Origin of the sequence: Antarctobacter heliothermus (assembly GCF_900188425.1) — a bacterium.
In the GTDB taxonomy this organism is placed as follows: domain Bacteria; phylum Pseudomonadota; class Alphaproteobacteria; order Rhodobacterales; family Rhodobacteraceae; genus Antarctobacter; species Antarctobacter heliothermus.
The window spans coordinates 36,234-62,658 of sequence record NZ_FZON01000004.1; the positions used below are offsets into that span (position 1 = coordinate 36,234).

24 protein-coding genes are annotated in these 26,425 nt (G+C 63.4%); 14 read left to right on the forward strand and 10 right to left on the reverse strand.

Annotated elements, in window-relative coordinates:
- Positions 1 to 145 precede the first annotated feature (145 nt).
- From CHB90_RS03165 to CHB90_RS03215, 11 genes are all read left to right on the forward strand, one after another.
- Positions 146 to 1,561, forward strand: a complete 1,416-nt coding sequence (locus CHB90_RS03165) for a PAS-domain containing protein (RefSeq protein WP_245823147.1) — start codon at positions 146 to 148, stop codon at positions 1,559 to 1,561.
- A 41-nt stretch (positions 1,562 to 1,602) separates the two neighbouring features.
- A complete protein-coding gene (tsaE, locus tag CHB90_RS03170; RefSeq protein ID WP_089276404.1) occupies positions 1,603 to 2,076 on the forward strand; it encodes a tRNA (adenosine(37)-N6)-threonylcarbamoyltransferase complex ATPase subunit type 1 TsaE in 474 nt (157 codons plus the stop codon).
- Positions 2,073 to 3,035: an aminoglycoside phosphotransferase family protein gene (locus CHB90_RS03175; protein ID WP_089276405.1), complete on the forward strand. Its 963-nt coding sequence runs from the start codon at positions 2,073 to 2,075 to the stop codon at positions 3,033 to 3,035. The genes tsaE and CHB90_RS03175 overlap by 4 nt, the downstream gene beginning before the upstream one ends.
- Positions 3,020 to 3,688, forward strand: a complete 669-nt coding sequence (locus CHB90_RS03180) for a nucleotidyltransferase family protein (RefSeq protein WP_089276406.1) — start codon at positions 3,020 to 3,022, stop codon at positions 3,686 to 3,688. Before CHB90_RS03175 ends, CHB90_RS03180 begins: the two co-directional genes overlap by 16 nt.
- Positions 3,681 to 6,611: a double-strand break repair protein AddB gene (gene addB / locus CHB90_RS03185; RefSeq protein ID WP_089276407.1), complete on the forward strand. Its 2,931-nt coding sequence runs from the start codon at positions 3,681 to 3,683 to the stop codon at positions 6,609 to 6,611. Before CHB90_RS03180 ends, addB begins: the two co-directional genes overlap by 8 nt.
- Positions 6,611 to 9,991 carry a double-strand break repair helicase AddA gene (gene addA / locus CHB90_RS03190; RefSeq protein WP_089276408.1) on the forward strand — a complete coding sequence of 1,127 codons (3,381 nt, stop codon included), beginning with the start codon at positions 6,611 to 6,613 and terminating at the stop codon, positions 9,989 to 9,991. Before addB ends, addA begins: the two co-directional genes overlap by 1 nt.
- Before the next feature lie 66 nt (positions 9,992 to 10,057).
- Entirely contained in the window at positions 10,058 to 10,378 is a 321-nt protein-coding gene (gene trxA / locus CHB90_RS03195) for a thioredoxin (protein WP_089276409.1), read from the forward strand.
- Positions 10,379 to 10,475: 97 nt separating this feature from the next.
- On the forward strand, positions 10,476 to 11,030 hold the full coding sequence (gene hslV, locus CHB90_RS03200) for an ATP-dependent protease subunit HslV (protein WP_089276410.1): 555 nt from the start codon (positions 10,476 to 10,478) through the stop codon (positions 11,028 to 11,030).
- A 47-nt stretch (positions 11,031 to 11,077) separates the two neighbouring features.
- On the forward strand, positions 11,078 to 12,385 hold the full coding sequence (gene hslU, locus CHB90_RS03205) for an ATP-dependent protease ATPase subunit HslU (protein WP_089276411.1): 1,308 nt from the start codon (positions 11,078 to 11,080) through the stop codon (positions 12,383 to 12,385).
- A gap of 185 nt (positions 12,386 to 12,570) precedes the next feature.
- Positions 12,571 to 13,797 (forward strand): glutathionylspermidine synthase family protein, encoded by a 1,227-nt coding sequence (locus tag CHB90_RS03210; RefSeq protein WP_089276412.1) that lies wholly within the window; start codon positions 12,571 to 12,573, stop codon positions 13,795 to 13,797.
- Between the two features lie 46 nt (positions 13,798 to 13,843).
- Positions 13,844 to 14,425, forward strand: coding sequence for a DUF1190 domain-containing protein (locus CHB90_RS03215; RefSeq protein ID WP_089276413.1), 582 nt, complete (start codon positions 13,844 to 13,846; stop codon positions 14,423 to 14,425).
- A gap of 102 nt (positions 14,426 to 14,527) precedes the next feature.
- Here the strand turns inward: CHB90_RS03215 and CHB90_RS03220 are convergent, their stop codons facing one another.
- From CHB90_RS03220 to pip, 5 genes are all read right to left on the reverse strand, one after another.
- The gene (locus CHB90_RS03220; protein ID WP_089276414.1) at positions 14,528 to 16,081 is read right to left on the reverse strand and encodes an ABC transporter substrate-binding protein; all 1,554 of its coding nucleotides are present in this window, start codon (positions 16,079 to 16,081) and stop codon (positions 14,528 to 14,530) included.
- Between the two features lie 69 nt (positions 16,082 to 16,150).
- On the reverse strand, positions 16,151 to 17,800 hold the full coding sequence (locus CHB90_RS03225; protein WP_089276415.1) for an ABC transporter ATP-binding protein: 1,650 nt from the start codon (positions 17,798 to 17,800) through the stop codon (positions 16,151 to 16,153).
- Between the two features lie 3 nt (positions 17,801 to 17,803).
- Positions 17,804 to 19,006, reverse strand: a complete 1,203-nt coding sequence (locus tag CHB90_RS03230; protein WP_170940971.1) for an ABC transporter permease — start codon at positions 19,004 to 19,006, stop codon at positions 17,804 to 17,806.
- Positions 19,003 to 19,998, reverse strand: a complete 996-nt coding sequence (locus CHB90_RS03235) for an ABC transporter permease (protein ID WP_089276416.1) — start codon at positions 19,996 to 19,998, stop codon at positions 19,003 to 19,005. Before CHB90_RS03235 ends, CHB90_RS03230 begins: the two co-directional genes overlap by 4 nt.
- A gap of 80 nt (positions 19,999 to 20,078) precedes the next feature.
- The gene (gene pip / locus CHB90_RS03240) at positions 20,079 to 21,056 is read right to left on the reverse strand and encodes a prolyl aminopeptidase (protein WP_089276417.1); all 978 of its coding nucleotides are present in this window, start codon (positions 21,054 to 21,056) and stop codon (positions 20,079 to 20,081) included.
- Positions 21,057 to 21,103: 47 nt separating this feature from the next.
- Between pip and ubiG the strand changes: the two genes are divergently transcribed.
- Entirely contained in the window at positions 21,104 to 21,841 is a 738-nt protein-coding gene (gene ubiG / locus CHB90_RS03245) for a bifunctional 2-polyprenyl-6-hydroxyphenol methylase/3-demethylubiquinol 3-O-methyltransferase UbiG (protein ID WP_089276418.1), read from the forward strand.
- A gap of 25 nt (positions 21,842 to 21,866) precedes the next feature.
- Here ubiG and CHB90_RS03250 read toward each other — a convergent pair whose 3' ends face one another.
- From CHB90_RS03250 to CHB90_RS03265, 4 genes are read right to left on the reverse strand one after another with little or no spacing between them, the layout of a single operon-like run.
- On the reverse strand, positions 21,867 to 22,298 hold the full coding sequence (locus CHB90_RS03250) for a MarR family winged helix-turn-helix transcriptional regulator (RefSeq protein WP_089276419.1): 432 nt from the start codon (positions 22,296 to 22,298) through the stop codon (positions 21,867 to 21,869).
- Complete coding sequence (locus CHB90_RS03255) at positions 22,295 to 23,131, reverse strand: carbon-nitrogen hydrolase family protein (RefSeq protein ID WP_089276420.1); 837 nt, start codon at positions 23,129 to 23,131, stop codon at positions 22,295 to 22,297. The genes CHB90_RS03250 and CHB90_RS03255 overlap by 4 nt, the downstream gene beginning before the upstream one ends.
- Positions 23,131 to 23,388, reverse strand: coding sequence for a glutaredoxin 3 (gene grxC / locus CHB90_RS03260; protein WP_089276421.1), 258 nt, complete (start codon positions 23,386 to 23,388; stop codon positions 23,131 to 23,133). Before grxC ends, CHB90_RS03255 begins: the two co-directional genes overlap by 1 nt.
- Positions 23,389 to 23,426: 38 nt before the next feature.
- The gene (locus CHB90_RS03265; RefSeq protein WP_245823148.1) at positions 23,427 to 24,167 is read right to left on the reverse strand and encodes a ComF family protein; all 741 of its coding nucleotides are present in this window, start codon (positions 24,165 to 24,167) and stop codon (positions 23,427 to 23,429) included.
- Between the two features lie 3 nt (positions 24,168 to 24,170).
- Here CHB90_RS03265 and CHB90_RS03270 point away from each other — a divergent pair, with 3 nt between their 5' ends.
- Together CHB90_RS03270 and hemH are read left to right on the forward strand one after the other, a co-directional pair.
- Entirely contained in the window at positions 24,171 to 24,992 is an 822-nt protein-coding gene (locus CHB90_RS03270) for a methyltransferase domain-containing protein (protein WP_089276423.1), read from the forward strand.
- A 55-nt stretch (positions 24,993 to 25,047) separates the two neighbouring features.
- The gene (gene hemH / locus CHB90_RS03275; protein WP_089276424.1) at positions 25,048 to 26,112 is read left to right on the forward strand and encodes a ferrochelatase; all 1,065 of its coding nucleotides are present in this window, start codon (positions 25,048 to 25,050) and stop codon (positions 26,110 to 26,112) included.
- 114 nt (positions 26,113 to 26,226) lie between these two features.
- Here hemH and CHB90_RS03280 read toward each other — a convergent pair whose 3' ends face one another.
- Positions 26,227 to 26,418 carry a ferrochelatase gene (locus CHB90_RS03280; protein ID WP_089276425.1) on the reverse strand — a complete coding sequence of 64 codons (192 nt, stop codon included), beginning with the start codon at positions 26,416 to 26,418 and terminating at the stop codon, positions 26,227 to 26,229.
- Positions 26,419 to 26,425: the final 7 nt, after the last annotated feature.

A 26,425-nucleotide genomic window follows, 5' to 3' on the forward strand; every position in this document is an offset into this window, starting at 1 on the left:
CCTGTAGGCAGAATTTAACTGAAAACACGGACAGGGTAAGGCGTTGGAGGACTATCTCATTCTGGCAATAGGGGCCGGCGCCGCTGCCGCGTTTCTCATTGTTGTCTTGGTCTTTGTGGCACTTCGGCCAAGACGGTCGTCCCGCATGCACGTCGGAATCCCCGAAACCGTGTTGCTGTTCCGCAATGGTGAGGTTGTCGATCATACCCCGGATGCCGCCGAACTGTTCAACCGCACCATTCTGACCGGCATGGGTTGGGACGAAGTGCGAGAGGCGCTTGCGCCCGGTTTTCCAGAGCTTCCGGCAGACTTGCCGGTCAGCCAGATGATCTGGGCCTCACCCACAGTTCCGAACGCCGAACTGTTGGCCGAACCCTCGGCGAACCGCCTGCATCTGCGCTTGCGCTGCACCCCCGACGGTGCCGCCAACCTGTTCCGCGCCCGATGCCAGACCGACGAACACGCCCGGCTGGTCGATCTGTCACGCAATGCGCCCGACGCGTTGTGGTGTACGGATGTCGATGGCACCCTGTTGTGGAACAACGACGCCTACGAGGAACTGTGCAAGGACGCCGGAAAGGCGGCTGAGGATTCCAGCCCGATCGACCTGAAACTGCCGGCGATGCGGGTTGAACGGACGACTCGTGTCAGCGTGAAACCCAACGGCCAGCCACAGCGCTGGTTCGAAGTGGTCTCTCGGCCTGTGCAAGATGGCTGGATGCACTTCGCCACCAGTATCGACAGCCTCGTCAACGCTGAAATGGCGCAGCGGAACTTTGTCCAGACCCTGACCAAGACCTTTGCCCATCTTCCCATTGGGCTTGCGGTGTTTGACCGGGACCGTCAGTTGGTGTTGTTCAATCCCGCACTGGTCGACCTGACCCACCTGCCGGTGGATTTCCTGTCGGCCAAGCCCAACCTGCTCAGCTTTTTCGATCACATGCGCGAAAACCGCATGATGCCAGAGCCCAAGAATTATGCGTCGTGGCGTGACAAACTGTATGATGTGGTCTCTGCCGCCCGCGAGGACCGCTATTGCGAGACGTGGAACCTGCCTTCAGGCCTGACCTACAAGATCACCGGCCGCCCGCATCCCGATGGCGCTGTCGCCTTCCTGATCGAGGACATCAGCGCCGAGATTTCCCTGACACGCCGCTTCCGCTCAGAATTGGAACTGACACAATCGGTGCTGGACTGTTTCGAAGATGCCGTTGCCGTGTTTTCGCGTCTCGGCGTACTAACCTTTTCAAACGCCGCCTACCGGACGCAGTGGGATTGTGACCCGGACAGCGCCTTTGCCGAAATCACCATTGTCGATGCCACCAAGGATTGGCAGCAGGCCTGCGATGCAAGCCCGATCTGGCCGGATCTGCGTGAATTTGTCCTGACCCTGCGTGACCGGACCGGCTTTGAAACGGTCCTGATCCGCAAAACCGGCGAACCGATGCGCTGCGTCGTGCAGCCGGTGGCCGCCGGTGCGACCCTTGTCCGCTTCTCTTCGGTTGCCGTTATTTCAGAGCACCACCAACCACCGCAAAAAGAACAACGCGCTGTCGGCTGAACCGGCTTGCAGCGCCGCGCGGCGCTTGTATCCTCCGCGCCATGACGTCCCGCCACATCACCCTGACCCTCGCCTCGCCAGAGGCGACCTGCCGTTTTGCCCGGCACATCGGCGCGATGCTGCGTCCAGGTGATGTGCTGCTGCTGTCCGGTCAAATCGGCGCCGGAAAGACCCATTTCGCCCGCTGCCTGATCCAGTCCCTGCTTGTGATCCCCGAGGACGTGCCGTCCCCGACCTTTACGCTGGTCCAGACCTACGACACGACCGCCGGAGAGCTTTGGCATGCCGATCTTTACCGCCTGACTGGCCCGGATGAGAGCGTGGAACTGGGGCTGACAGAAGCGTTCGAGAGCGCCATTTGCCTTGTCGAATGGCCCGACCGCCTGCAAGATCTGACGCCCCGCGATGCTCTGCTCCTGACCTTTGCCGCCGCGCAGACGGACGACACCCGCCATGTCACGCTGGACTGGCAGGCCCCGCGCTGGGATGACCTGAGTGTGGAGCAGATGGCATGATCGATTTTCTTCAAGCCACCGGCTGGGGCGATGCCCGCCGTGAATCTCTGGCCGGGGATGCCTCGACCCGGCGCTACACACGCCTGCACCGGGACGGACAAACCGCGATCTTGATGCAGGACCCGGATGGCGATGTGGGCCTTTTTACCCGTCTTGCGCGACATCTGACCGGGCAAAACCTCAGCGCGCCCCGTATCCTTGCCCAGGATACCGCCAACGGCCTGCTGCTGATCGAGGATCTGGGCGACGGGCTGCTGGCCCGCCTTGCGCAAACCCCGCAGAGCGAACAGGATCTCTACCTGCTGGCCACCGATGCGCTGATCGCGTTGCACGACACCCCACCGCCACCGGACCTGCCGCAGGCCACGCCGGACAGGATGGCCAGCATGGTCGACCTTGCCTTTGAGCATTATACCCACGCCCCGGAGGCGCTGGCGCAAGCGGTCGCGGCCTTTGTCCCGCAGCTGCAGACCCACGCCCAACCCACCGACGTCATGGTGCTGCGGGATTATCACGCCGAAAATATCCTGTATCTGCCAGACCGACAGGGGGCCGCCCGCGCCGGTCTGCTGGATTTTCAGGACGCGATGCAGGGCCACCGCGCCTATGATCTTGTCTCCCTGATCGAGGACGCCCGCCGCGATGTCGCCCCCGCGACTGCGCGGGCCTGCGTCGCGCATTACCTTGCCGCCACCGACCTGCCCGAAGACGCCTTTCACGCCGCGCTTGCCGTGCTGGGCGCCCAGCGCAACCTGCGCATTCTGGGTGTCTTTGCCCGCCTTGCCTCCAGCCGGGGAAAACCGCAATACATCGACCTGATCCCGCGCGTCTGGGGCCATCTGCAAACCGATCTTGCCCATCCGGTTCTGGCATCTGTCAAACCGATCATCGACGCGGCCCTGCCCGCGCCCGACGCCGCCCATCTTGAAAGATTGAAAGCCGCATGCCCGACGCCGTGATGCTCTTTGCCGCCGGGTTCGGCACCCGCATGGGCCCGTTGACCGCCGACACGCCGAAACCGCTGATCAAGGTGGCGGGCAAGCCGCTGCTGGATCATGCGCTGTCCCTGACCGAAGGCATCCCGACGCGTGTCGTCAACGCGCACTATCTGGCCGACCAGATTGAGACGCATCTGGCGGGGCGCGGCGTGCATGTGTCGACGGAACAGCCCGCTATTCTGGACACCGGCGGCGGCCTGCGCCATGCGCTGCCGATCCTTGGACCGCGTCCGGTCTACACCTTGAACACAGACGCGATCTGGCAGGGGCCGAACCCGCTCTCCCTGCTACGCGATGTTTGGGATCCGACCCGCATGGACGCACTGTTGCTGTGCGTGCCGCTGGCCCATGCGGTCGGGCGCAAGACGGGCGGCGACTTTGCCCTGCAACCGGACGGGCGGCTGACCCGCAAGGGTGACCTTGTATATACCGGCGCGCAGATCATCAAGACTGATGGATTGGCTGACATCACCGAACCTGCCTTTTCGCTCAATGCCGTCTGGAACACGCAGGCCGCAGCCAACCGACTGTTCGGCCTCACTTATCCCGGTCACTGGTGCGACGTGGGCCACCCAGAGGGCATCGCGCTGGCCGAGGAGATGCTGCATGTTTGACACCCCCGGACCTCGTCTGTTTGCGCTGCCCAGCGGCGCGGATTTTGCCACCGAACTGGTCGCCGGGCTGCGCGCCCGTATGCAAGGCACCCCGCCAGAAGCGATGGCGCAGGCCGAAATCTACGTCAACTCGGACCGCATGGCGCGGCGGCTGCGCGCGGTCTTTGACGCGGGCCCCGCCTGCCTGCTGCCGCGTATCCGGCTGGTCACCGATCTGGCGGACCCGCTGACGCGCGCCGCGCTGACCCCGCCGGTTCCGTCCCTGCGCCGCCGGTTGGAGCTGACGGGCCTTGTGTCCGGGCTGTTGGATCAGGCCCCCGACCTTGCCCCGCGCGCCGCGCTATTTGACCTTGCCGACAGCCTCGCCACCCTGATGGAAGAGATGCAGGGCGAAAACGTGCCACCCGAGGCCATCGAAAACCTGGATGTGTCCGATCAGTCGGGTCATTGGCAACGCGCGCTGACCTTTCTGAAGATCATCCAGCGCTATTTTGAAACCGACAGCGCCCCCGATGCGCAAAGCTATGCGCGCCTTGCGTTGAACCTGCGCCTGAAACAGTGGGAACAGACACCACCGCAGCACCCGATCCTCGTCGCGGGCTCTACCGGGTCGCGCGGGACCACCGCCGCCTTCATGACTGCGGTTGCACGCCTGCCGCAAGGCGCGGTGATCCTGCCGGGGTTCGATGCCGATACACCCGGGGATGTCTGGGCGCGGCTGGACAACGCCCTGACGGGCGAGGACCACCCGCAGTTCCGCTTTGCCCGTCTGATGCACATGCTGGATCTGACGCCGGGCGATATCCGCAACTGGACAGACAGGCCGCCGCCCAGTCCCGCCCGCAACCGCGTGGTGTCTCTGGCGCTGCGGCCTGCGCCGGTCACGCATCAATGGCTGTCCGAGGGGCCGTCCCTGCCGCCGCTGCCGGAGGCGATGCAGGACGTCACCTTGCTGGAGGCCACCAGCCAGCGGGATGAGGCGCTGGCCATTGCGCTGCGTCTGCGACAGGCGGTTGCGGACGGACAGCGTGCTGCCGTCATTTCACCGGACCGGATGCTGACCCGCCGCGTGACCTCTGCCTTGGACCGCTGGAATATCCTGCCGGACGACAGCGGCGGCACGCCTGCGCAACTGACCCCGCCGGGGCGGTTACTGCGCCATGTGGCGGAATTGTTCGTCAAGCCGATGACCGCCGAAATGCTGCTGACGCTGCTCAAGCATCCGTTGACCCACAGCGGCGCGGACCGTGGGCCGCACCTGCTGAACACCCGCGATCTGGAACTGTTCATCCGCCGCAACGGGATGCCCTATCCGCAGCCCGAAACCCTTTCCGCCTGGGGTGAGACGCGCGCGCGCGGCGATTGGGCCTCATGGGTCGGGCAACACTTTTGCGGTCACGATCAGGCGGGCAAACGCCCGCTGTCTGACTGGGTCGCATCGCTGCTGACCCTGACGGAAACACTCTGCGCCGGGCCGGGCGTCGAGGGATCAGGCGGGCTGTGGAAAGAGGCGGCTGGCCGCAAGCTGCACGGCGTCATGAAGACCCTCAGCCGCGAGGCCGAGTTTGGCACAGACATGACCGCCCGCGATTTTGCCGACCTGCTGGGCGCATTGCTGTCCCGCGAAGAGGTCCGCGACCGCGACGCCCCGCACCCCGACATCCTGATCTGGGGCACGCTGGAGGCCCGCGTCATGGACGCCGATCTGGTGATCCTTGCCAGCCTCAATGAGGGCAGTTGGCCGGAACTGCCCGGTGCAGATCCGTGGCTGAACCGTCAGATGCGCGCCAAGGCGGGGCTTTTGCTGCCCGAACGACGCATTGGCCTGTCGGCGCATGACTTTCAGCAGGCCGCCGCCGCGCCAGAGGTCTGGCTGACCCGGTCGATGAAATCCGATGAGGCCGAAACCGTGCCGTCGCGCTGGGTAAACCGGCTGATGAACCTGATGCGCGGCCTGCCGGATCGGGACGGTCCCGCAGCCATTGACCAGATGCGCGCGCGCGGCGTGCGCTGGCTGGACCTGGCGCGCGCCTCTGAAACGCCGATCAGCGCGCCGCCCGTGCTGCGCCCCTCTCCCGCGCCACCGGCAGAGTCGCGCCCCAAACAGCTGTCGGTCACGGAAATCAAACGCCTCGTGCGGGATCCGTTTGCCATCTACGCAAAGCGCGTGCTGCGGGTGAAACCGCTGGATCCCCTGATGCAGGCCCCCGACGCGCTGATGCGCGGCATCCTCACCCACAAGGTGCTGGAGGATTTCGTCAAAGCCACCCAGATAGAGCCGCTGGACCTGACCCCGGACCGGCTGCTGGGCTTAGCCGAACAGATCATCGGCGATCCCGATGAGGTGCCTTTTCCCACAACCCGCGCTCTGTGGCAGGCCCGCATGGCCCGCATCGCACCGTGGTTCGTGGAAACAGAGGTTGACCGGCAGGCCCAAGCCACCCCCAGCCAGTATGAGATCAGGGGAAGGGCCACAATCCCCGCATTGGGGTTCACGTTGACCGCCACCGCCGACCGGATCGACATAGACGGGCGCGGCGGGGCGCATATCTATGACTACAAGACCGGCGCCGCCCCTACGGCCAAGGAACAGCGCAGCTTTGACAAACAGTTGTTGCTGGAGGCGGCGATGCTGGACGACGGCGGCTTTGCCCCGCTGGAGCCGCCGCATGTGGAACGCGCGGTGTTCATCTCGCTGCAACCCAGCAACCCAAAGGAGGTGCTGGCCCCGCTGGAGGACGCGCCACCGGAACAGGTCTGGGCAGAGTTTGTCACGCTGATCACCGCCTATCATGATCCGAACACCGGCTTTACCGCCCGGCGCGCCCTGCAAAAGGACAACGATGCAGGCGATTACGATCACCTTGCGCGGTTCGGCGAATGGGACGTGACCGATACGCCGGTCAAGGAGATCCTGACGTGATGCGCGATGAGGCAACCCAGCGGCAGGTGGATGCCGCAGCACCTTGGCATTCCACATGGCTGGCAGCCAACGCCGGATCGGGCAAGACCCGTGTGCTGACCGACCGGGTGGCGCGGCTGTTGCTGGACGGGATCGACCCCTCACATATCCTGTGCCTGACCTACACCAAGGCCGCCGCGACAGAGATGCAGAACCGCCTGTTCAAACGGCTGGGCGCATGGGCCATGCTGGATGAGGATGGGCTGCGCGAGGATCTGACCCGGCTGGGGGTCGAAACGGACCTGTCCGGCGATTACTTGCGAGAGGCGCGCACACTGTTCGCCCGCGCCATCGAGACACCCGGCGGGCTGCGCATCCAGACGATCCATTCGTTTTGCGCCTCGCTTTTGCGGCGCTTCCCACTGGAGGCCCGCGTCACACCGCAATTTCAGGAGATGGAGGACCGCGCCGCAGAACTGATGCGCGCCGAGGTGCTGGACCGTCTGGCCGAGGGGCCACAGGCCCATCTGTTGCAGGACATCGCGCCCTATATCTCTGGCGATGATGTCGAAAAGCTGACGGCGCAACTATGCCGCCGCCGCGATGCCTTTGACCCGCCGATGAGCGCGGCGCAGATCAGGCTGGCCTATGGACTGGGAGAGGACGACAGCGAGGAGACGCTGCTGGGCTCTGTCTTTCTGGGGTCGGAACTGGCGCTGTTTGAGGCGCTGACACCCTACCTGCGCGACGGGGGCAAGACCGACGGCACGCTGGCCGACCAACTGGCGATGATCGAGGCCCCGGATGCCGCAGGGCTGGACGTGCTGCAAACCGCGCTGCTGACTCAGGCGGGCACCATCCGCAAAACCTTGGGCACCAAGAAACCGCGCGGCAACGCCCCCGACCTGTTCGAGGCGCTCGATCTGTTGGCCCGCCGCGTCGAAGACGCCCGCATCACGCAAATGTCGCTGGCCGCCGCCGCGCGGGACGCAGCCCTGCATGCCTTTGCCGGAGCGTTCCTGCGCGATTATGAGGCCGAAAAGATGCGGCGCGGCTGGCTGGATTTCGACGACCTGATCACCCGCGCCCGTGACCTGCTCAGCGATCCGGGTGTGGCGGAATGGGTGCTGTACCGGCTGGATGGCGGCATCGACCACATCCTTGTGGATGAGGCGCAGGACACCTCGCCGGTGCAATGGCAGGTGATCGAACGGCTGGCGCAAGAGTTTACTGCCGGTGAGGGCGCGCGCGCCGATGTGCGGCGCACCATCTTTGTGGTCGGGGACAAGAAACAGTCGATCTATTCCTTTCAGGGGGCCGATCCGTCTGAATTTGACCGGATGCGCGACGATTTTGCCGACCGTCTGCACCGGACCGACGCGCCGCTGGTGTCGATGGGGCTGGAATACAGTTTCCGTTCGGCCGAACCGATCCTGCGGATGGTCGACAACACCTTTGACGGCGCTCAGGCGTCGGGATTCGTCCCCGATCAGTTGCACCGCGCCTTCAAGGACGCGATGCCGGGGCGGGTCGATCTGTGGCCGCTGGTCGACAAGGTCGGCGACGAAGAGGACGGCGCATGGCACGAACCCGTCGACCGACCCAGTGCGACGCATCACACCGTCATCCTTGCGCAACGCATCGCGCGGTTCATCCGCCAGACCATCGACGCCAAGACCCCCCTGCCTGAGGAAATCGGCCATTCCGGCATCTATCGCGCGCGGCCCGTCCATGCGGGCGATGTGCTGATCCTCGTGCAAAAACGCGGCCGCCTGTTCAAGGAAATCATCCGCGCCTGCAAACAGGAACGCCTGCCGATTGCCGGGGCTGACGTGCTCAAGGTCATGGCGGAATTGGCGGTGCGCGACATCATCGCGCTGCTCAGTTTCCTGTCCACGCCAGAGGACGACCTGTCGCTGGCCACGGTCCTGCGCTCTCCGCTGTTTGGCCTGAGCGAACAAGCGCTGTTCGACCTCGCCGCGCGGCGGGAACGTAAATACCTGTGGGAAGAGCTGCGCAACCGGCGTGAGACGTTCCCGGAGGTGCTGCGCGTGCTGGACGATCTGCGCGGGCAAACCGACTACCTGCGCCCCTACGATCTGATCGACCGTATCCTGACCCGCCACAACGGACGCCGCCTGCTGATCGGGCGGCTGGGACCAGAGGCAGAGGACGGCATCAACGCGCTGCTGCAACAGGCGCTGGCCTATGAGCAAAGCGCCGTGCCCTCGCTGACCGGGTTTCTGGAGTGGGCGCAATCCGACAATCTGCGGATCAAACGCGCGCCCGACAGCGCCGGTGAGACGTTGCGCGTGATGACGGTGCATGGCTCCAAGGGGTTGGAGGCGCCCATCGTGATCCTGCCGGACTGCGCCGAACCAGACAACCGGCTGCGTGACGATCTGTTTACCGATGAGCACGGCCCCCTGTGGAAAGGCACCGCCGACGCCCAGCCGCCGCGCCAGCAGGCGGTGATCGACGCGGCCAGGGAAAAGGCCGCGCAGGAAAAGGACCGGCTGTTGTATGTGGCCATGACGCGGGCCGAAAAATGGCTGATCGTCGGGGCGGCGGGCGATCTGGGGAAATCTGGCGACGCCTGGTATGACAAGGTATCGCGCGCAATGGACCGCTCTGGACCGGAACGGCATATCTTTGATTTCGGCGATCTGGGCGCGGGTGAGGGTTGGCGGCTGGGCCTTGCGGAGTGGTCCCACCTGCCGTTTGAGGAGGCGACCCGCCCCGCGCCTGTGGACACGGAAATGCCCGCACATCTGCTCACCCCCGCGCCAACCCCGGCGGAGCCGATCAAGGCGCGGTCGCCATCCGATCTTGGCGGGGCCAAGGCGCTGCCGGGGGCGGCGGGCGACACGGAGGACATCGCCAAGGCGCGTGGCACGGCGCTGCATATCCTGCTGGAAAACCTCGCCCCCCTGCCGCCAGAAATGCGCGCCGACGCGGCAGAGGCTTTGGTCCAGCAAATAGCGGATGACCCCGATCTGGCGATTGTCGCGGATCAGCGACATCTCATCCGCGATGAGGCGCTGGCGGTGCTGGCCGCCCCTGCCTTGACCCATGTCTTTGCCGCCACGGCCCTTGCCGAGGTGCCCGTCACCGCCGATCTGCCCGGCCTAGGCCGCATCCACGGCGTCATTGACCGCCTGATCGTCACGCCGGAGACGGTGACCGCCGTTGATTTCAAATCCAACCGCACCGTCCCGGACAGCGCCGCCCGCGTGCCCGACGGGCTGCTGCGCCAGATGGGGGCCTACGCCGCCGCGCTGGCGCAGATCTATCCCGATCGCCGCATCGAAACCGCACTGATCTGGACCGCAACCGCCCACTACATGCCGCTGTCACACGAAGCTGTGACACAATCCCTCGCGCACATCGGCACACCTTGACGGGGCCTTGTGCGCTCCATACCTTTTGCAACCTGTCAGGCTGCCCAAACCCTTAGGAGAATCCCCATGGCCACTGTCGCCGTCACCGATGCCACCTTCGACGCCGAAGTAAAGAACTCCGACATTCCCGTTGTCGTCGACTTCTGGGCCGAATGGTGCGGCCCCTGCAAACAGATCGGCCCCGCGCTGGAAGAGATTGCCAAGGAAATGGAAGGCAAGGTCAAGATCGCCAAGGTCGATGTGGACAGCAACCCGAACACCGCCGCCGCCATGGGCGTGCGCGGCATCCCGGCGCTGTTTGTCTTCAAGGACGGTCAGGCCGTGTCCAACCTGGCCGGTGCCCGCCCCAAGGCCGCACTGCAAAGCTGGATCAAAGAGTCGATTTGAACCGGATAACCGGTTGATGTTTCAGGGGCGCCTTCGGGCGCCCTTGTCGTTTTGGCCCCTGTGGCCCATATCCGGGGCAACCGAAAGGAACAGGCATATGAGCGACGACAGCTTTCCCGGATGGCACGGCACCACGATCATCGGCGTCCGCAAGGGCGGTCAGGTGGTCATCGCGGGCGACGGGCAGGTCAGCCTTGGTCAGACCGTGATCAAGGGTACCGCGCGCAAGGTGCGCCGCCTGTCGCCCGGCGGGCATGACGTGCTCTGCGGTTTTGCCGGATCGACCGCCGATGCCTTTACCCTGCTGGAACGGCTGGAGAAAAAGCTGGAGGCCGCGCCGGGGCAGTTGCAGCGCGCCAGTGTTGAGCTGGCCAAGGATTGGCGCACCGACAAATACCTGCAAAAGCTGGAGGCGATGTTGATCGTCACCGACGGTCAGGACCTGTATGTCATTACCGGCGCGGGCGACGTGCTGGAACCGGAACATGACGTGGCGGCCATCGGATCGGGCGGCAACTTTGCCCTCGCCGCCGCGCGCGCGATGATGGACACGGACAAATCCGCCGAAGAGGTGGCGCGCGCCGCCATGGCCATCGCCGCCGATATCTGCGTCTATACCAACGGCAACCTGACCGTCGAAACGCTGGGCTGAGACGAATTTTCGTCGAAAATTCGCCCCCACCAACGCACAGGATTTCCATGACTGACCTGACCCCCCGCGAAATCGTCTCGGAACTCGACCGGTTCATTATTGGCCAGCAAGAGGCCAAGCGCGCCGTTGCCGTCGCTCTGCGCAACCGTTGGCGGCGCAAACAGCTGTCGGATGATCTGCGTGATGAGGTTTACCCCAAGAACATCCTGATGATCGGACCCACCGGCGTCGGCAAAACAGAGATCAGCCGGCGTCTGGCGAAACTTGCCCGTGCGCCCTTTATCAAAGTTGAGGCGACCAAGTTCACCGAGGTCGGCTATGTCGGGCGCGATGTGGAGCAAATCATCCGTGATCTTGTGGACGCCGCCATCGCGCAAACGCGCGAGCAGATGCGAGAAGACGTCAAGGCGCGCGCCCATCAGGCCGCCGAGGACCGGGTGATCGAGGCCATCGCCGGCAAGGACGCCCGCGAAGGCACGCGCGACATGTTCCGCCGCAAACTGAAAAGTGGTGAGCTGGACGACACCGAGATCGAGCTGGACGTGGCCGAGACCGCCTCGCCCTTCCCGACCATGGAGATCCCGGGTCAGCCGGGAGGCAACATGGGGATGATGAACCTGGGCGATATTTTCGGCAAAGCCTTTGGCGGGCGCACCACGCGCAAGCGTCTGTCCGTCGCCGAAAGCTATGAGATCCTGATTCAGGAAGAGGCCGACAAACTGCTGGACGATGAACAGGTCAAGGCCGCGGCGCTGGAATCGGTCGAACAAAACGGCATCGTCTTTCTGGACGAGATTGACAAGGTGGCCGCCCGGCAAGAGGCGCGCGGCGGGGATGTCAGCCGCGAGGGTGTGCAGCGTGACCTGCTGCCGCTGATCGAGGGCACGACCGTTTCGACCAAACATGGCCCGGTCAAGACCGATCATATCCTGTTCATTGCCTCGGGGGCGTTTCACATCGCCAAGCCGTCCGACCTGCTGCCGGAATTGCAGGGGCGTCTGCCGATCCGGGTGACGTTGCGGGCGCTGACCGAAGAGGATTTCGTCCGCATCCTGACCGAGACGGACAACGCGCTGACCCGCCAGTATACGGCGCTGATGGCGACCGAAAAGGTGACCGTCAGCTTTACCGACGCGGGCATCGCGGCGCTGGCCAAGATCGCCGCCGAGGTGAACAGCAGCATCGAGAATATCGGCGCGCGGCGACTGTATACGGTGATGGAGCGGGTGTTCGAAGAGTTGAGCTTTACCGCGCCGGATCAAGCCGGGGTCGAGGTGACGGTGGACGCCGATTTTGTCGAGGCGCACTTGGGTGAATTGACCCGCTCCACGGACCTCAGCCGTTACGTCCTTTAGGGGGCTGTCCACGCGTGGACAAGGTTGGCCACACGCAAAATCAAAGGGTTACAGAGACGGTTTTACCTTTCTGTAACCTTTGCCCACAAGTTGCCCCTACCTTTTGCGGCTTTCAAACAAGCGTGTTGGCCCGGTTCCGAGGTCAGAACCATGCAAACGCCGTCTGGCTCTGGGAGAGCATATAGTTGAAGAAAATCACATTGCCGGAACGACCGCATTGGCGCGAACATGCCAAGGAGGTTGGTTTTACCTTCGCGGATATGCATGGCGAGCCGTACTGGGACGAAAGCTCGGCCTATGCCTTTACGCTGGACCAGATAGAGACCGACCTTGAAGACCCGGCTACCGAACTTCATGCGATGTGCCGGGAGGCCGTCGCTGCAATCATCACCACAGAACGCCTGCTGGATCAGCTAGGGATTCCGGAGGCCCATCGCGATCTTGTCGCAGACAGCTGGAAGCGTGGTGATCCCGAGATCTATGGCAGGTTCGATTTCGCCTATGACGGCAAGGGCCCCGCCAAGCTGCTGGAATACAACGCCGACACTCCGACCTCGCTATACGAGAGCGCCGCCTTTCAGTGGCAGTGGCTGGAAGATCAACTGGCGGCAGGTGTGCTACCTGAAGGTGCGGATCAGTTCAACGGCATACACGAGGCGCTGGTCGCGCGGTTTGGCGAGGTCTTTGAGGCCGGAAGCGACCTGCATTTCACCGCCGTTTCCGGGAACCCCGAAGATTACGGGACGGTCGAAGCCATGGGCTGGGCCGCGCGGGAAGCGGGTCTAGGGGCGCATTTCTGCGATCTCGAAAAAATCGGGCTGAGCGATGACGGCCAGTTTCTTGACGATGAAAGCCGCCGGATTGCCGTTCTGTTCAAGCTATACCCTTGGGAAGATCTGTTTCTTGACGATTATGCCAACCATATCCAAGGCTCTGGTTGCCTGTTTCTGGAACCCGCCTGGAAGGCGCTGCTGTCGAACAAGGGGCTGTTGCCCGTGCTCTGGTCGATGTTCGAGGGTCACCCCAACCTGTTGCCCGCGTTCTTTGAACAGGACGTCGCTGATGCCATGACCGGGAAAGGCGCACCGTCGGACGCTGTCGCGGCGGCCTTTGGTCGGGCCGAAAAGGAAATTGAGGCGGGCCATGTCCGCAAACCGATCCTGTCCCGCGAAGGGGCCTCTGTCTCGATCCTGAAATCCGGTGAGGTCATTGAGCAAGCCAAGGACACCGAATATTCCCACCACCCGCGAATCATTCAGTCCTATGCGTCCTTGCCGCAGTTTGATGGATTCCGGCCTGTTGTCGGTGCCTGGATCGTGGGACAGACGTGCACCGGCATCGGCATCCGCGAAGACCGGTCCCGCATCACGCAGGATTTGTCACGGTTCAAGCCTCATTATATTGAACCGTAAGTCACACGACCAATCGACCGCCATCCCGGCAGAAAGAAGAATTGTCATGTCGAAACGTTCGAAATGGGTTGCAATCGCAATCGTCGGTGCCGCGACTTTTTCTTTGTCCGGGTGCAAGGAGGAAGAGGTCGACGCCGCCGCCTTTCCCGACCTGCAATCCTGCAAGGACCAGGCGCTGCAGGGCGGAATGTTCTCGGCGCAGGACTGCGAGATCCACTTTGCTGAGGCCCAGGCCCTGCACGTCGAGGCCGCGCCGCGGTATGACAGTGTCGAGGTCTGCGAAGAACTGCACGGTGCAGGCGCCTGCGGCACCGAAGCCGCGGCGAGAGAGGGCGGGTCCGGCAGCATATTCATGCCGCTCCTGGCCGGGTATCTTGTCGGAAATATGCTGAGTGGGCGGTCGGGAATGTCTGCGGCGCAACCGCTGTACAAGACCAAGGACGGGCGTTTTACCAATGCAGCGCGCAGCAGCACGTTTTCCAACAACCGTGGCGCTACCAAGCTGAGCACTGCCCAGTTCGCGCGCCCTGCAACCACCTTGGGAAAACAACCCATGTCCCGCGCAACCGCGATTTCACGCAGCGGGTTTGGCAGGTCCGGCAGCGATCGATCCAAGTTCGGGGGGTAAGGCGGGGTCCACTCCGACGTCCCGAAACAACAAAACGCCCCGCAGATCCTGCGGGGCGTTTGTTGTTGGCGATGTCCCGGGTCAGGCCCGGGACGAGTGGCCTCAGGCCATCCACCACCGTTCGGCCATGCGGGCGTTGTCCATCTGCCAGAGGTTGCCGACCGTGTCCGGATTGACAACCTTGTTGCTGACCGCCTGAACGTAGTTGGCGAACATCGGCAGCACGACACCGCCGTCGTCCTTGAGGATCTGCTGCATTTCGCCGTACATCTCGCGGCGCTTGTCCGAGTCCAGTTCGGCGCGGGCAGTGATCAGCAAGTCCTGGAAACGCTCACTGTCCTCGCGGCCCCACTGGGTATCGTTCCACGGCACACCTTCTTCGTAGGCGCTGGAGAACATCCAGTCCTCGGTTGCCCGGCCCGACCAGTAGCAGGCACAGAACGGCTTTTTCAGCCAGACGTTCGACCAGTAGCCATCCGCCGGTTCCTGCACCAGGTTGATGTTGATGCCAGCCGCCTTGGCCGACGCCTGATACAACTGCGCCGCATCAACCGCGCCCTCAAAGGCCGCGTTCGATGCCGACAGATCGATGTCCAGCGACGTCATTCCGGCCTCTTTGAGGTAGAATTTCGCCTTGTCCGGGTCGTAGGAGGTCTGTTCCATATCGGCGGCAAAATACTGGTTTGCGGGGCCGATCGGGGTGTCGTTGCCGACACGACCGTGGCCGAGCAGGATCTTGTTCACCATCTCTTCGCGGTTGATGGCAAATTTCAGCGCGCGGCGCACGTTGACGTCGCTGAACGGCGCGACGTTGGTCAACATGGGGAAGGTGTACTGCTGGTTGCCCGTCACCTCCTGGATGCGGACCATCGGGTTTGCCTTGAGCAGCGCCTCTGTCTTGAAGTCGATCCGGTTGATGGCGTCGACCTGTCCGGTCAGCAGCGCGTTCATCCGGGCGGTGTTGTCGTTGACCGCGATGTATTCGACCGAGTCGAAATAGCCCGCCTCATCACCCTTGTAGTGATTGTCGACACGGGTTGCGACCATGCGCACGCCGGGCTCAAAGCTTTCGACCTGGTACAGGCCGGTGCCGATGCCCTTGGCAATGGCCTCTTCGATCTGGCCTGCGGGGTACATCAGCAGGTGATAGTCCGACAACAGATAGGGGAAGTCGGCGTTGCCGCCCGCCAGAGTGAATTGCACCTGATGGTCGGTGATCTTTTTCATCTCTGTGATGGCTTCGATGATCGGCTTGGCCGCCGATTTCGCGCCATCGGCAACGTGCAACTGCAACGAGGCGATTACGTCATCGGCCCCAAATGCCTTGCCGTTGTGGAAGGTCACGCCCTGACGCAGGTTGAACGTCCACGTCTTGGCGTCGGCGGAAGCCTCCCAATCGGTTGCCAGTTCGCCGACCAGCGATCCGTCTGCCCTGATCTCTGTCAGGCTGTCAAAGACCGTGCCCTGCGCGCTGGCGATCATGTAGAGGTCAGAGTGGGTCCGGCCATCCCAGCTGTCGCTGGTGTTTGCGCCCGACAGGGCGGCCCGCAGGCGGCCACCGCGTTTCGCCTGAGCGCGCAGCGGCAGGCCCGATGCGGCCAACACACCGGCGGCGGCCCCAGTGGTCAATAGTCCACGTCTGCTGATTCTGGTCATATTTGGCTCCCTTGGTCATCGCCTGCCGGGGTTCATGCCCTGGCAGATCATCATTCTGTGGCGACAGTCTTACGACATTTTGCCGACGGCGGCATCGCCGATATTATCAACTCCGCGTTCCTTGAGCAGATTGGTCAGCCAATCCGGGTCCATTTCCGGCACCGAGGACAGCAGGAGATCGGTATAAGCGTGGTGCGGCGGGCGGAACATCTCTGTCTTGATGCCCTGTTCCACCACTGCGCCGTCTTTCATCACCACAACCTCGTCGGCAATCGCGCGGACGGTCGCCAGATCATGAGTGATGAACATGTAACTGAGGTTCAGCTCATCCTGAAGCCGGGCCAGCAGGCGCAGAATCCCCTCTGCCACCAGTTGATCCAGCGCGCTGGTCACCTCATCGCAGATGATGAATTTCGGCTCTGCCGCCAGCGCGCGGGCAATCCCGATCCGCTGTTTCTGGCCGCCGGACAGTTCAGAGGGCAGGCGGTGGAAATACTGATCTGCGGGCATCTCGATCTGGTCCAGCAGATCTTCGACGCGCTTGCGTTTGGCCGCCCCGCGCAGGCCCATGTAAAATTCGACCGGGCGGCCAATGATCTCACCGATGGATTTGCGCGGGTTCAGCGCGGTGTCGGCCATCTGGTAGATCATCTGGACCTGCCGCAGCTGGTCCTTTGTCCGCTGGCGATAATCCAGCGGCAGCGGCGTGCCATCCAGTTCGATCTGTCCGATACGCGGCGGCAACAGCCCGGTGATACAGCGCGCGGTGGTCGATTTGCCCGACCCCGATTCGCCGACAACGGCGACGGTGCGGCCGGCGTGGATGTCAAAGCTGACGTCTTGCAACACATCGACCGTGCCATAAGCCGCCGTCACCCCCTGAACAGAGATCACGGGGGTGGAATCGGTCGCAACGGGCGGTTTCTCTGGCCTCTCAAAGGCGCGCACAGCCCAGAGGCTTTTGGTGTAATCCTCTTTGGGGGCGCTCAGCATGGTGCGGGTGTCGGCCTCTTCGACCTCATCGCCCTTGAGCAGCACCTTGATGCGGTCGGCCATCTGCGCCACCACCGCAAGGTCATGGGTGATGTAGATCGCCGCCGTGTTGAACTCTTCCACGATCTCACGGATGCTGGCCAGCACCTCGATCTGGGTGGTCACATCCAGCGCGGTGGTCGGTTCGTCAAAGATGATCAGGTCAGGACGGCAGGCCATCGCCATCGCCGTCATGGCGCGCTGCAACTGGCCGCCCGACACCTGGTGCGGATAGCGAAAGCCGATCTCATCGGGGTTGGGCAGGCGCAGCTTGCGATACAGTTCCACGCCGTCGTGGGCGCTTTCGGCGCGGCCGGCAACACCATGCTGCACCGGCGCCTCGACGTGCTGATCCATCAGTTTGTGCGCAGGGTTAAAGCTGGCCGCGGCGGATTGCGCCACATAGGCGATGCGCTTGCCCAGCAACTGGCGCTTGACCTCGGAGCTGGCGGCCAGCAGGTCGACCCCGTCGAAGCTGACGCTGCCGCCAGAGATGCGCACGCCGTCGCGGCAAAAGCCCATGGCGGCCAGACCCAGCGTGGATTTGCCCGCGCCGGATTCGCCGATCAGGCCCAGCACCTCACCCTTTTTCAGGGTCAGGTCGACACCGTTGATGATGGGCATCCATGTCTCATCGGACCGGCCCTCGATCCGGACGCCGCGCATGTCCACCAACAGATCAGACATGGCTCACTCCTTCAGGCCCGAGCTTCGTTGCAGCATCCAGTCCACGACAAAGTTCACCGCCACGGTCAGCAGGGCGATGGCCCCCGCCGCCATCAGCGGCAGCGCAGCGGTCAGCGGCGAGAAGGCAGCAAAGTTGATGAACTGCGCAAGGTCGCGGACCATGGTGCCCCAATCCGCCAGCGGCGGCTGGATACCGACGCCAAGGAAGGACAACGAGGCAATGGTCAGGAAGACAAAGCAGAACCGCAATCCGAATTCGGCCAGCAATGGCGCCATGGCGTTGGGCAGGATTTCACGGAAGATCAGATAGGGCAGGCCCTCACCGCGCAGCTTGGCCGCCTCGATGTAATCCATCACCACGATGTTCATGCCCACCGCGCGGGCGAGGCGAAAGACGCGGGTGCTGTCGATCACGGCGATGATCAGCACCATGTAGATCGTCAGCAGCCACTTTTCCGACCCGGCCCAGGCGCTGGCGATGGTCATCAGCAGCAGCGCAAAGATCAGCGAAGGGATCGCCATCAGAACATCGACCGAGCGGCTCAGGATCTGGTCGAACCAGCCCTGTGCGACCGCCGCCAGAAACCCGAAGGTGCCACCCAGAAAGAAGGCAAGGCAGGTGGTGGCAAAGGCGATGCCGACGGTGTTTTGCGCGCCGTAGATCAGGCGGCTCAGCAGGTCGCGCCCGATCTGGTCGGTCCCAAGCAGGTGCGCCGGGTTGCCTCCGGTGGCGGCATTGCCGCCGGGCAACGCGTTGACCTGGTCAAACACCTCTGCCTGACCATAGGGCGCAATGGCCCCCGCAAAGATCGCGAGAACCGCATAGATCAGAATGACCAACAGGCCGAATGCCGCCGTCAGAGGCATCTGCCGGAACAGCTTTTTGGTACCGGCAGAGCCAACCATCCGGCCAAAGAAGCGAAAGATCCACGCGACAATGGCAAAGATGGCAAAACCCTGCACCGCCCAGCGAAAGAACAGCACACCCGCCACCGCCATGCCCTGTTCCGTCACCGCCGGTTGGAAATAGTACCAGACCGCAAAGACAATGACCGCGACACCCAGCACATAGCCAAAGGCCACCGCCAGCGACATGTCACGAAAGGCGGGTTTGTTGCCCGTGGCCATCTGGCCCGCAAAGCGCATGACCCAGCCAGCGGCCAACAGTGCCGCAAAACCGGCGGCGATCCAGAACAACGTCATCATTTTGGATGCCTCAGGCGGGGGTTGGAGAGGATCGACAGGATATCCGCCGTCAGGTTCAGCAGGATATAGGCGGCGGCAAAGATCAGGCAGCAGGCCTGCACCACCGGGATATCGCGGATCTTGACGCTGTCGACAAAGAGCTGCCCGATGCCCGGATAGACAAATACCACCTCAACCACGACCACGCCGGTGATCAGATAGGCAAGGTTCAGCGCGACCACGTTGATGATCGGCGCCAGCGCGTTGGGCAACGCGTGTTTGATGATCACGCGCATCGGCTTGATGCCCTTCAGGCGCGCCATCTCGATATAGGGGCTGGCCAACAGGTTGATGATCGCCGCGCGCGTCATTCGCATCATGTGGGCGGTCACCACCAGTGTCAGTGTCAGGGCGGGCAGCATTGTCTTTTGCAGCCGCTCGCCAAACCCCATGCCCTCATAGATGTTGGACAAGGACGGCAGCACCGGGTTCAGAACCGCCAGAAACAGGATCAGCACATAGGCCAGAAAAAACTCCGGGCTGGAAATCGAGGTGAGTGTCGAGATGTTCGCCACCTTGTCGAATACCGAATTGCGGTACAGCGCGGCCAGAATGCCCAGCATCACCGCAAAGGGCACCGCAATCGCCGCCGTGACCCCGGCAAGGAACATGGTGTTGGCAAACCGGGGCGCGATTTGTTGCGCCACCGACACCCGCACACCGGAATCGTCGCCCACAAAACTGGCAAAGTTGGCTTGCGCGAAAGAGTTCCCAAGGTCGCCCCTGAGCGCGCCAGACAGCCAATCAAAGTATCGCACGATGGGGTGCTGATCCAGACCAAGGTCGCGGCGGATGGAGGCAACCGCCTCTGGTGTGGCGCCTTGACCAAGAATGGCTTCGGCGAAATCCCCGGGCAGCATGTTGACTGCCGTAAAAATGACGATCGAGACGATGAACAGGGTCAATAAACCCAGCGCAAGACGCTGTAGAATGATCTTGAGAACTGAGTTCAAAGTCCCTGCCGATGTATTGTTTTCGTTGCAGTCACGTTAGCGCCTGAAATCCGTGTGTAAACCCCGCGCGTGACCGACGTTTAGTCGAACCCGATCGCAAGATCATCCATCACCCGTACCAGTTCCGCGCTGATCCCCGGCTCTGACAGGGCGTGGCCTGCGTTGCGGATCATGCGCAGATCCGCCCCGGGCCAGGCCTGAGCCAACTCCCAGGCACGGCGCGGCGGGCAGATCATGTCATAGCGTCCCTGCACGATCACCCCGGGCACGTCGCGCAGCCGGTCGATGTTGTTCAAGATCCAGCCGTCTTCGCCCAGGAAACCGGCATTGGTGAAATAGTGGTTCTCCAACCGGGCAAAGGCACGCGCATATTCCCCCGGCGCCATCCCGCCCTGACCGTTGGAATAGACAGAGGCCAGCGCGTTTTCCCAGGCCGACCAAGCCTGCGCAAAGCGCATTTCGGTGGGAAGATCACCGCTGAACAGCCGCTTGTGATAGGCGCCGATCAGGTCGCCGCGTTCCTCTGCGGGGATCATGTCGGTGAACCGCGCCCAGGGTTCGGGCCAGAACTGCCCCGCGCCGCCGCCATAGAACCAGTCCAGCTCTGCCTGCGTCATCATAAAGACGCCGCGCAACACCAGGTGCAAGGCCGCCTCGGGATGCGAAATGGCATAGATCAGCGACAGGGTGGCGCCCCAGCTGCCGCCAAAGATCACCGCCTTTTCAATGTCCAGCACGTCGCGAATCCGCTCGACGTCCGCCACCAGATCCCAGGTGGTGTTGTTGACGACGCTGGCGTGGGGGCGTGACCGGCCACAGCCGCGCTGATCGAACAGGACAACGCGGTATTTCTGCGGATCGAAATAGCGCCGCATCGCCGGGCTGCACCCGCCGCCCGGTCCGCCATGCAGGACAATGACTGGCACACCTTCGGGATTGCCGCATTGTTCCACATAGATCGCATGACCGTCGCCCACATCCAGCATCCGCTGATCAAAAGGATCAACCGCAGGATAGAGATACTGCACTGCGCGCTTTTGGCCCGGGATTTTGTCCATGCCCTACCTATATTGCCCACCAAGGCCAAAAGACCATGGGGAAAGTCATGACTACGACCGTCGACGCATCCGAGATCGCCAAGTTCGAGGCCATGGCCGCAGAATGGTGGGATCCAAACGGCAAGTTCAAGCCCCTGCACATGCTCAACCCTTGCAGGCTTGACTATATCACCCGCCAGATCGCCGAAGAGTTCGACCGCGACCTGACCGCGCCGCGCGCCTTTGAGGGGCTGCGCCTCCTCGATATCGGTTGCGGCGGCGGGCTGTTGTCCGAACCGATGGCACGTCTGGGGGCCGACGTGGTGGGCGTGGATGCCGCCGAACGCAACATCCCCGTGGCCCAGACCCATGCTATGCAATCCGGACTGGAGATCGACTACCGGTTCACCACCGCCGAGGCGATGGCCGACGCAGGCGAACAGTTCGACGCGGTGCTGAACATGGAGGTGGTCGAACATGTGGCCGACCCGTTGGCCTACCTGACCGCCTGCCAGCAGTTGTTGAAACCCGGCGGGCTGCACATCTGCTCGACCATCAACCGAAACCCCAAAAGCTTTGCCGTCGCGATTTTGGGGGCGGAATACGTCATGCGCTGGCTACCCAAGGGCACGCATGACTGGTCAAAGTTCATCACTCCGGATGAGCTGTATGACCTGATCCGCAAGGCTGGTCTGGACCCGGTGGACCGCAAGGGATTCGTCTTCAACCCGGTCACATGGGCGTGGCGCCTGTCGGACCGCGACCTGAGCGTGAACTATGTCACCGCCTCGCTGAAACCTGCGTAGGGAAAAGAAAGGGGGCTCCCGCCCCCTACCCTTCGAGGCGCAGGCGCAGTTCCCGCAGCACGGGGAGCGCCGCACGCACTCGGTCTTCGCCAAGGTCGCCCATCATCTCGTCGATCAGCGGCATGATCGCATTGAGGGCAGCCTCGCGCGCCGATTGGCCGGCGGGGGAGATCGAGACCAGTTTCCTGCGCGCGTCGTCCCAATCCGGGCGGATGTGAACGTAGCCGGAAATTTCCAGCTTGGACAATGTGTTGGTCATTGCGCCGCGCGTGACGTGAAAGGCGCGGGCGAGTTGTGCCGGGGTCCGCTCTCCGCCACGTGCCAGATGGTTGAGCACTGAGAAATGCGAGATTTCCATGCGGTTCGGCAGCACCCTGGTCAGCCGGGCGCGCAGCAGTTGGTCCGCCGTCAAAAGCTCGCTGAACAGTGAAATGGCAAGGGCGCTGGCCTCACTCATGTGTCTGGTCCGGTGAAAGCGCGGTCATGGGTCAGGGCGGGCACCTTGCGCCGCGCGTCGGCCACGGTGTCGAGATCAAGATCAACGGAATAGACGCCCGGGTCCGTGCCCGCGTCCAGCCGGACCTCTCCCCAAGGGGAGATCACCATGCTGTGCCCATATGTCTTGCGGGCGCGGCCCTTTTGCGCCCTGTGGGTGCCGGTTTGCGCGGGGGCCAGGACAAAACAGCCTGTCTCGATCGCGCGGGCCTGAAGCAGGGGTTGCCAGTGCGCGGGGCCGGTGCCGAGTGAAAAGGCCGCCGGGACTGTCAGGATCTGCGCCCCGGCCTGCGCGAGGGCGCGGTAGAGATAGGCAAAGCGGACATCATAGCAGATCGTCAGGCCCAGCACCGCCAGCGGTGTTTTGGCAAGCACCGCGCGGTCACCGGGAGCATAGCCCGAGGATTCGCGGTAGGTTTCCGTCTCTGACACCTGCACGTCGAACATGTGCATCTTGTCATAGCGCGCGGCGATAGCCCCATCCGGGCCAATCAGGAAAGATCTGTTGACAAAGCGCGGCTCCGGCGGATCAGCCTTTTGCGCCAGTGATCCGGCCAGCACCCAGAGGTCCAGTTCGGCCGCCGCCGCACGCAGGCCGGCCAGTACCGGGTCATCCGCCTCATGCCGCAGCACCGCCGTCTGGTGCGCGCGGTCCATCGAGACGCAGTTGCACACCTCGGGCGTGAGCGCGATCTGCGCGCCGTCCCCCTTGGCCCGGTGCAGCATGTCCTGCATCGTGGCCAGGTTCTCTGCCGGATCGTCCGACGAGGTCATTTGTAGCAGCGCGACCCGCATCAGCCTGCCAGCAGTGCGTCCAGCTTGCCCTGCCGCTCCAGCGCGGCAAGATCGTCATAGCCGCCCACATGGGTCTCGCCGATGAAAATCTGCGGGACGGTGTGGCGGCCATTGGCGCGGTCCATCATCTCTGACTTGCGCCCCGGCTCTGCCAGCACGTTGATGAGGGAATAGTCGACGCCTTTGCTGTCCAGCAGCCGCTTGGCGGCGTGGCAAAAGCCGCAGAGCGGCGAAGAGTACATTTCGACCGGTTGCATGTCGGTCCTCCGGATTGTTCGTGCGTTCCTGTCAGGGCTTAAGCATCTTTGGCCGCGCGCGCCAGCACAGTGACGCAAACCTCTGTTGCACCTGCGGCAAGACAGGCCTCAGTCGCGGCGGCAAGTGTCGCACCGCTGGTCATGACATCGTCGACGATCAGCACTGGCCGCCCTGTGATCAGCGGCACCCGGCTGTCGGCCACCCGGATCTGACCCTGAAGGGCCTCAAAGCGTTCCGCGCGTCCCTTGCCCTCCAGCGGTTGGGTGGCGCGGACCCGTTGCAGCGCGTCGGGGCACCAGTCGCAGCCCAGTTCCGCCGCCAGCGCCTGCGTCAGCAGCGCGGCCTGATTGAACCTGCGCCGCAGGTGGCGATTGACGTGCAGCGGCACCGGCACCGCCAGCATGTTGTCGCGCAGCATCCCCCGCGACACCCGCGCCATCCATTTTGCCGCCGGGCGGGCGATGTCATGCCGGTCGCCATGTTTCAGCCCCAACACCATGCGCCGCCCCCGGTCGCGGTACACCAGCGCCGCCCGCCCCTGCACCCAGGGGCGCGCCAGGGTCAGGCACTCGTCGCAATGTTCCGCATGATCGGATTGTCCCGGCAGCGGTACGCCGCAAAGATCGCAGGCCAGACCGGACACAAATGGCGTATCCCGCCAGCATGTGCCACAGAGACCAAAATCCGTCTCGACCAGCCCGCCACAAGACAGGCAGCGGGGCGGATAGACCATCTGCACCAGCGTTTGCATCCCCGCCGACCACAGCCTATGAGCCATTCTATGCCCACTCCCCCGCGCCTCACCGACCGGCACGCCCTGACCCTGCATCGCGCCCGCGCGCGCGACGACGCCGCGCTGTTTCTGCATGAGACAGCGCGCGACGACGCCAAGGATCGCCTGCAAATGGTTAACAGGTCGTTTACCGACGTGGCGATCGTCACGCCGTTCCCGCGGATCTGGCAGCCTGCCTTTCCGACGGCACGCTGTATCCCCGATGACGAGGTGCTGGCCGTTGAGGAAGGGTCATGTGATCTGGTGATCCACGGGCTGTGCCTGCATTGGGCGGATGACCCGGTGGGCCAGATGATCCAATGCCGCCGCGCGCTGCGGCCTGACGGGCTGTGCCTTGTGCTGACGCTGGGCGGGCAGACCCTGCACCAGCTGCGCGCCGCGCTGAGACAGGCGGAATCCGAGCTGACCGGCGGGCTATCGCCCCGCGTGGCCCCGATGGGAGAGATCCGCGATCTGGGCGCGCTGCTGCAACGGGCGGGCTTTGCCCTGCCGGTGGCTGATTCCGACCCGCTGACCGCCAGCTATGCCACGCCGCTGCACCTGATGCGCGAGCTGCGCGCCATGGGCGAAAGCAACGCCCTGGCGGCCCGTTTGCGCCGCCCGACCCGCCGCGCCGTGCTGCTGCGCGCCGCTGAACTCTATACGCAGGCCTTTGGGTCCGTGGATGGCCGCGTGCCTGCCACCTTCGAGATCATCACGCTGACCGGATGGGCGCCTGACGACTCTCAACCAAAGCCGTTGCGCCCTGGCTCTGCCGCGCAGCGTCTGTCGGACGCGCTGGGCACCGCAGAAACGCCCCTGAACGATTGACGTATCCCGGACCCGCGATATGTACAGCGAAACGCCTGACCACAGGACCATAGCCATGCTTGACGCCACTGGAACTGCCACCCGCCCCGACCACGCGCCCAGCGACCACCCGAAACTGCCAGCCCCCCGTGTCGGTGTGCTGCTGGCCAACCTCGGGACGCCGGACAACACCGACTATTGGTCGATGCGCCGCTATCTGAACGAATTCCTGTCCGACCAGCGCGTCATCGACTACCCGCGCTGGAAATGGCAGCCGCTGTTGCAGCTGATCATCCTGACAAAACGGCCGTTTTCGTCAGGCAAGGCGTACAAGTCGATCTGGAACGAAGAGGCGAACGAAAGCCCGCTGTTGACCATCACCAAGGCGCAGACCGCCAAGATCGCCCAGCGCATGGCGGAGCAGTACGGCGACAACGTCAAGGTTGATTTCTGTATGCGCTACGGCAACCCGTCGACCAAATCCAAGGTGCGTGAGATGGTCGAGGCAGGATGCCACAAGATCCTGTTTTTCCCGCTGTATCCGCAATATGCGGGCGCCACCTCTGCCACTGCGAACGATCAGTTCTTTCGCGCGTTGATGGAGGAAAAGTGGCAGCCGACCGCGCGGGTCGTGGACCCCTATTTCGACCATCCGATGTATATCGAGGCGCTGGCCCAGTCGATCGAACGCGCCTATGCCGCAGCCGAGTCGCGGCCCGATATCCTGGTCTGTTCCTACCACGGCGTGCCGCAACGCTACCTGATGGAGGGCGACCCCTATCACTGTCAGTGCCAGAAGACGACGCGCCTGCTGCGCGAGCGTCTGGGATGGGACGAATCGCAGATCACCACCACGTTCCAGAGTCGATTCGGCCCCGAAGAGTGGCTGAAGCCCTACACCGTCGAAGAGGTCGCGCGGCTGGCCAAGGAAGACGGCAAAAAGCACATCGCGGTCTGCGCGCCGGCCTTTTCCGCCGACTGCATCGAGACGCTGGAAGAGATCAACGAAGAGATAAAGGAAAGCTTTGAAGAGGCGGGCGGTGAGCAGTTCACCTATATCCCCTGCCTGAACGATGACGCCGCGCATGTTGACGCGCTGGCCCGCGTGATCGACGAAAATCTGGGTGGCTGGGTCTCGTGACCCGGTCAACCTCTAGGTTTTGTTGAGTTTAACGAACAAGATACACAGTGTTGAAAACGAAAAAAGGCGGTGCCGTCGCACCGCCTTTTTCCTAGTTTTAGAAACCGTTGACGATTAGTCAGCGGCAGCAGCTGCGATGATCGCGATCAGGAGCAGCGGGATCAGGATACCAGCGGAGGACGATGCCTCTTTGGTTTCTTCCACGATCACGACGGGCTCCATGACAACGTCGTCCTTAGCATAGGAACCGGCGAATGCGGTGGTAGCTGCGCCAGCGAACACGGCTGCGAGAGCGATTTTTTTCATGTTTCTT

Bases quoted from the DNA above. Each gene is read 5' to 3' on its own strand.
- CHB90_RS03165 (WP_245823147.1), top strand. From the start codon at position 146: ATGCACGTCGGAATCCCCGAAACCGTGTTGCTGTTCCGCAATGGTGAG.
- tsaE (WP_089276404.1), top strand. From the start codon at position 1,603: ATGACGTCCCGCCACATCACCCTGACCCTCGCCTCGCCAGAGGCGACC.
- CHB90_RS03175 (WP_089276405.1), top strand. From the start codon at position 2,073: ATGATCGATTTTCTTCAAGCCACCGGCTGGGGCGATGCCCGCCGTGAA.
- CHB90_RS03180 (WP_089276406.1), top strand. From the start codon at position 3,020: ATGCCCGACGCCGTGATGCTCTTTGCCGCCGGGTTCGGCACCCGCATG.
- addB (WP_089276407.1), top strand. From the start codon at position 3,681: ATGTTTGACACCCCCGGACCTCGTCTGTTTGCGCTGCCCAGCGGCGCG.
- addA (WP_089276408.1), top strand. From the start codon at position 6,611: ATGCGCGATGAGGCAACCCAGCGGCAGGTGGATGCCGCAGCACCTTGG.
- trxA (WP_089276409.1), top strand. From the start codon at position 10,058: ATGGCCACTGTCGCCGTCACCGATGCCACCTTCGACGCCGAAGTAAAG.
- hslV (WP_089276410.1), top strand. From the start codon at position 10,476: ATGAGCGACGACAGCTTTCCCGGATGGCACGGCACCACGATCATCGGC.
- hslU (WP_089276411.1), top strand. From the start codon at position 11,078: ATGACTGACCTGACCCCCCGCGAAATCGTCTCGGAACTCGACCGGTTC.
- CHB90_RS03215 (WP_089276413.1), top strand. From the start codon at position 13,844: ATGTCGAAACGTTCGAAATGGGTTGCAATCGCAATCGTCGGTGCCGCG.
- CHB90_RS03220 (WP_089276414.1), bottom strand. From the start codon at position 16,081: ATGACCAGAATCAGCAGACGTGGACTATTGACCACTGGGGCCGCCGCC.
- CHB90_RS03225 (WP_089276415.1), bottom strand. From the start codon at position 17,800: ATGTCTGATCTGTTGGTGGACATGCGCGGCGTCCGGATCGAGGGCCGG.
- CHB90_RS03230 (WP_170940971.1), bottom strand. From the start codon at position 19,006: ATGATGACGTTGTTCTGGATCGCCGCCGGTTTTGCGGCACTGTTGGCC.
- pip (WP_089276417.1), bottom strand. From the start codon at position 21,056: ATGGACAAAATCCCGGGCCAAAAGCGCGCAGTGCAGTATCTCTATCCT.
- ubiG (WP_089276418.1), top strand. From the start codon at position 21,104: ATGACTACGACCGTCGACGCATCCGAGATCGCCAAGTTCGAGGCCATG.
- CHB90_RS03250 (WP_089276419.1), bottom strand. From the start codon at position 22,298: ATGAGTGAGGCCAGCGCCCTTGCCATTTCACTGTTCAGCGAGCTTTTG.
- CHB90_RS03255 (WP_089276420.1), bottom strand. From the start codon at position 23,131: ATGCGGGTCGCGCTGCTACAAATGACCTCGTCGGACGATCCGGCAGAG.
- grxC (WP_089276421.1), bottom strand. From the start codon at position 23,388: ATGCAACCGGTCGAAATGTACTCTTCGCCGCTCTGCGGCTTTTGCCAC.
- CHB90_RS03265 (WP_245823148.1), bottom strand. From the start codon at position 24,167: ATGGCTCATAGGCTGTGGTCGGCGGGGATGCAAACGCTGGTGCAGATG.
- CHB90_RS03270 (WP_089276423.1), top strand. From the start codon at position 24,171: ATGCCCACTCCCCCGCGCCTCACCGACCGGCACGCCCTGACCCTGCAT.
- hemH (WP_089276424.1), top strand. From the start codon at position 25,048: ATGCTTGACGCCACTGGAACTGCCACCCGCCCCGACCACGCGCCCAGC.
- CHB90_RS03280 (WP_089276425.1), bottom strand. From the start codon at position 26,418: ATGAAAAAAATCGCTCTCGCAGCCGTGTTCGCTGGCGCAGCTACCACC.